At 59.9% G+C, this 3592-nt stretch carries 8 protein-coding genes; all 8 read right to left on the bottom strand.

Annotated elements, in window-relative coordinates; all coding sequences use genetic code 11:
* Positions 1 to 37: 37 nt before the first annotated feature.
* Positions 38 to 400, bottom strand: a complete 363-nt coding sequence (locus PG883_RS22830; protein WP_270808347.1) for a hypothetical protein — start codon at positions 398 to 400, stop codon at positions 38 to 40.
* A 144-nt stretch (positions 401 to 544) separates the two neighbouring features.
* Positions 545 to 799: a hypothetical protein gene (locus tag PG883_RS22825; RefSeq protein ID WP_113725581.1), complete on the bottom strand. Its 255-nt coding sequence runs from the start codon at positions 797 to 799 to the stop codon at positions 545 to 547.
* Complete coding sequence (locus PG883_RS22820) at positions 796 to 954, bottom strand: hypothetical protein (RefSeq protein ID WP_270808344.1); 159 nt, start codon at positions 952 to 954, stop codon at positions 796 to 798. The genes PG883_RS22825 and PG883_RS22820 overlap by 4 nt, the downstream gene beginning before the upstream one ends.
* Positions 951 to 1532, bottom strand: coding sequence for a host cell division inhibitor Icd-like protein (locus PG883_RS22815; protein ID WP_270808342.1), 582 nt, complete (start codon positions 1530 to 1532; stop codon positions 951 to 953). The genes PG883_RS22820 and PG883_RS22815 overlap by 4 nt, the downstream gene beginning before the upstream one ends.
* Complete coding sequence (locus tag PG883_RS22810; RefSeq protein ID WP_270808340.1) at positions 1529 to 2266, bottom strand: antA/AntB antirepressor family protein; 738 nt, start codon at positions 2264 to 2266, stop codon at positions 1529 to 1531. The genes PG883_RS22815 and PG883_RS22810 overlap by 4 nt, the downstream gene beginning before the upstream one ends.
* Before the next feature lie 28 nt (positions 2267 to 2294).
* Positions 2295 to 2774, bottom strand: coding sequence for a BRO-N domain-containing protein (locus tag PG883_RS22805; RefSeq protein ID WP_235713832.1), 480 nt, complete (start codon positions 2772 to 2774; stop codon positions 2295 to 2297).
* A 133-nt stretch (positions 2775 to 2907) separates the two neighbouring features.
* Positions 2908 to 3348, bottom strand: a complete 441-nt coding sequence (locus PG883_RS22800; RefSeq protein ID WP_017783409.1) for a hypothetical protein — start codon at positions 3346 to 3348, stop codon at positions 2908 to 2910.
* Positions 3349 to 3357: 9 nt separating this feature from the next.
* A partial coding sequence (locus PG883_RS22795) for a helix-turn-helix transcriptional regulator (RefSeq protein ID WP_270808336.1) occupies positions 3358 to 3592 on the bottom strand: 235 nt, incomplete at its 5' end.

The raw sequence follows: 3592 nt of genomic DNA, 5'->3' as shown, positions 1-3592 counted from the left end.
CGGGGGCTCGCGGCCCCCTTGGTTGTCATGCTCATTGTCATTGTGCCGCCCCCAGTCGTTGCTCACGCTCCTGTGCCAGCACTATTCCGGGATCATCGCCCCTATCAATCATCTCCCGCACCTCGGCACAGAAGAGGGTGTTCATCTCGTCCAGCATCAGGCGGCCCAGTGGCGTTAACTCATCCCCGGCCACCATGTGGCGCAGCATCAGCAGGGCATCCTCTCGCCCCTGCTTGCCGCCACCACGTTCCAAGCAAGCGCCCACGATGTTGTTTTGAATCGCCAGCGCCAACAGTTCGGCAGTCAACGGCAGTTGAACCCCCAGATGGTTGAACGTGTTACCACGCGCCAGCAGATAGGCGAGCGACAACCGCTCGACCAGCTCGTTAATATCAGTCATGACACCCCCCTGTTGCAGTGTGATGGTGTGGCCGCTGGGCCTTCATCAGCCGTTGAAACAACACCCGCAACACTGCCAACCGCACCGGCACCCGGTACAGCTCGCGCCAGATGCGGCGGCGCAGGGCATCTATCCGCCGTTCGCTCATAGGTCACCCCCAGTCAGTACAGCCACCAGCTCATTGAAAGCCCGTTCATCCAATCCGGCTTTCAGTTCGCGGGCCTGCTTGGCAGTGACGGCAACGGCTGCCCCCTTGGTCTGCTCAATGAAGCGATCCCGATCACGCCGCCAGTCAAAGGCGCTCAGGCTGCCAGCCTGTGAGCGCTTTCCGGTTCGCGGGTTAATTGGGCCTGTAAAGGTGGGCTGTTCGGTACTGCTTGCCCATGCGAAGTAGGTCATGCCGCCACCTCCTGGCAGATCCCCGCCTCAATGCGCAGGGCATCAAGCAAAGCGCTGTATTGCGCACGCTCCACTGGGCACAGATCTGTTTGTTCAAGGGTGTCGGCCAGTTGTTCAAGCAGCGCATTCATGCGGGATTGATTAGTCGGGTTCATACGGCGGCCCTCCCAATCGGGGTGCGAGACAGGAACACCAGAGGCAGGCCAGGCAGGTTAGCGCGGGCTTGGGCTTCGGTGTCAGCAACGGTGGAAATGGTGCGGATGCGGCGCATGTCTGCCAGTCGGCAGGCGCTCGATGCGATCAGGAAGGTGAAGCGTTTGGATATGACAGGGGTAGGGATAGTAGCCATGATGGCAGCCTCTGAGTTCGATAGGTATTCACTACCGACCAGAGTTTCCACACTCATGGCGGTAGCCCGAGCGGGGGTGGAAATACCGGCGAACCCAGAGGAAACCGGCCAGCCCGAAAGCTGCCCCGCCCGAGCCACCATTACACAGCAGACCCCGCCGACCAGATAGGCCAACAGAGCCCCAAGCAAAGGGGATCGAGTGCCAACAAAAAACCACGCGAGCGCGTGGGTTGGCGCTGAGTTCAATTCCGGGTTTCCACGCCCGGCAACGGATTTGGCCGTTGCAGGAAGAATCGTACCGTTTCGGACGTCCTCGTACAAGCCAATTGCAAAAATTGGCTGGTGTCGGAATGTTGACGCTGTGCGGTGGATCGAATCCATCATACCAGCCCCTCCCGCTTCATCTTGGCGGCCAGCATCGCGGCCAACCGCGCTTTGCGCTCGGCAAAGTCCATCCCGGCATCGAGCAAGGTGGCATTGCTGCGCTCCAGGTAGGCCACCAGCGCCAGTTGATAAGCGCTCATGTGCTGGCGGATAGGCCCGCTGACCCCGTGTAGGGTTGCCCACTTGGCCGCCTCCATCCCCAACACCAGCCGGTTGAGCAGGTTGGCCTCATTGCTGTAGTGGTGGCCTAACGTGGCTTTGCCAAGGGTTGCGCGGTGTCGCTCTAGGGCATCATTCATCAGCTTGCAGTAATCCTTGCTCGCCTCCCGTTCACCGTGCCAGCGATCTAGCGCCGCTTGGTTCAGCTCGGGGGCGACCGCGATCAGCAGTGCCTCACAGTCGATGAAGTACCGGCGGGCGCGGCGGCCCTCGTCGTTGCGCTCCACCATCGCCAGCTCTTTGCCCATGTCGAGGCGGATGGCGTATTCCTTCTGGGGTCTGCCCCCCTGGGGGTTTTCGCCAAATTTGGTGAAAACCACATAGTCCACCCCTTCAACAAAGCCGTACTCGGCAATGCGATCCTTAATCCAATTGGAGAAGTCACGGCCCACCTTGAGGAAGGAGTGAAGCTCGCGGGCGTTGACGGTTTGAACCGCCTTGCCCTCGATATACTGCGAGGTCAGCGGCAACCACTTGGCAAGGGATGGCTGGGGCGGTTGGCTGATTTTGGGCAAAGCTCCGCCCTGGGCAGTGAGCCCATTCTTATATCCGGTCATCGCTCACCCCCGTCAACTCAGGTTGATAGGTGCGCCACAGCTCGGCCTCTTCGGCTTTCAGGCGGGCTTTCTCACCCCGGCAGGATTGCAGGGCGTGGCCGCGCTTACTCGCCTCCTTGGTGTACTGGGCTTGCCGACGGCTATGGTCATGCAGGCAGGCGAACGGCACGCCATAAGCGCCGGTCTTGCGGATAGCGGGGATCACCTCGCGGAATACCCAGTTGCAGAAGCGATGGGCGAGGGTGCCGGGAGTGGTGGCTTTGCGGCTGCGGGCAAGCAGCTTGTAGAACCCGGATTCGGCGATGGTTCGCATCTTCTGGGCACCGCCAAGGGTGTAACTTAAAGTTACCCCCTTTTCATCGTCATCCAGTGCCTTGAGCGCCTGACTCGGATTGGTCAGCTCCAGCGCGTCACACACATCCTTGGCAATAAACCATGGCACGCCGTGAACATTCACAATGCGCACCTTCACCCCCTCAAACTTGATAACGGATATATCGCCAGCCTGAACGGCTAAATTAACCGCTTGGCTGCCAGCAGGATGCGGGGCGGCCTCAGAACTGAATCTGCTTTTTTGAATAGTCATGGTGGTGGCTCCGTTAAGCGGCGGGCGGAAGCTCGTCGGGGGTGGCAGGGAAGGCGGCAAGGTAACGGGCAATCTGCTCCTGCTCCATCGGCAAGGCGTTGCGCTGGCGGCGCTTGAGGTTCACCAGCTCGGCCACCTTGCGGGCCTCCTCCCGGTTGGCTAACCAATACCGCTCAAAGCGGGTGGTGCGGCCCGCGCTGTTGCGGTGGTCAAACGGCATGCTGTGAATGATCACATCATGGTCGTTGCGCAACTCGTCGATGCGGTTGCGGTAGTTGAAGTCGTGATACAGGGGGAAGAACGTCAACTGACTGGTGCCCTTCATCCCGCTCTCCAGCAGGTGGGCGGCGGCCAACTCCAGCAAGGCGGGTACTTTGGTGGCCTTGGTGATATGCTGACCATGCTCAAGCTTGGTCGTGCCGTTCTGCGGTGCGGCCTTTTCTTTTTTGCTCATGCTGCCCCCTTATGCCGCTTTGCGAGCAGCGATACGTTCTGCCATCCAGGCATCAATCTCAGCCTCGATAAATGCAACTGAGCGTCCAGTTAGGCGCACGGTTTGCGGGAAAAGGCCTTGCGCCATCAAGTCATAGACGCTCGATTTGCTCAGGCCGGTTTTCTTGATCACCTCCCGCACTCGGATAAAGCGCGTTGTGGGGCAGTTAAGGGAATAGTGTTGTTCCATATTGGTTTGCCTCGGT

This window comes from Aeromonas sp. QDB25, from assembly GCF_027707725.1.
Lineage (GTDB): Bacteria > Pseudomonadota > Gammaproteobacteria > Enterobacterales > Aeromonadaceae > Aeromonas > Aeromonas caviae.
The sequence above is the reverse complement of the archived record's forward strand: the minus strand, read 5'-3'. Positions and strand labels throughout refer to the sequence as shown.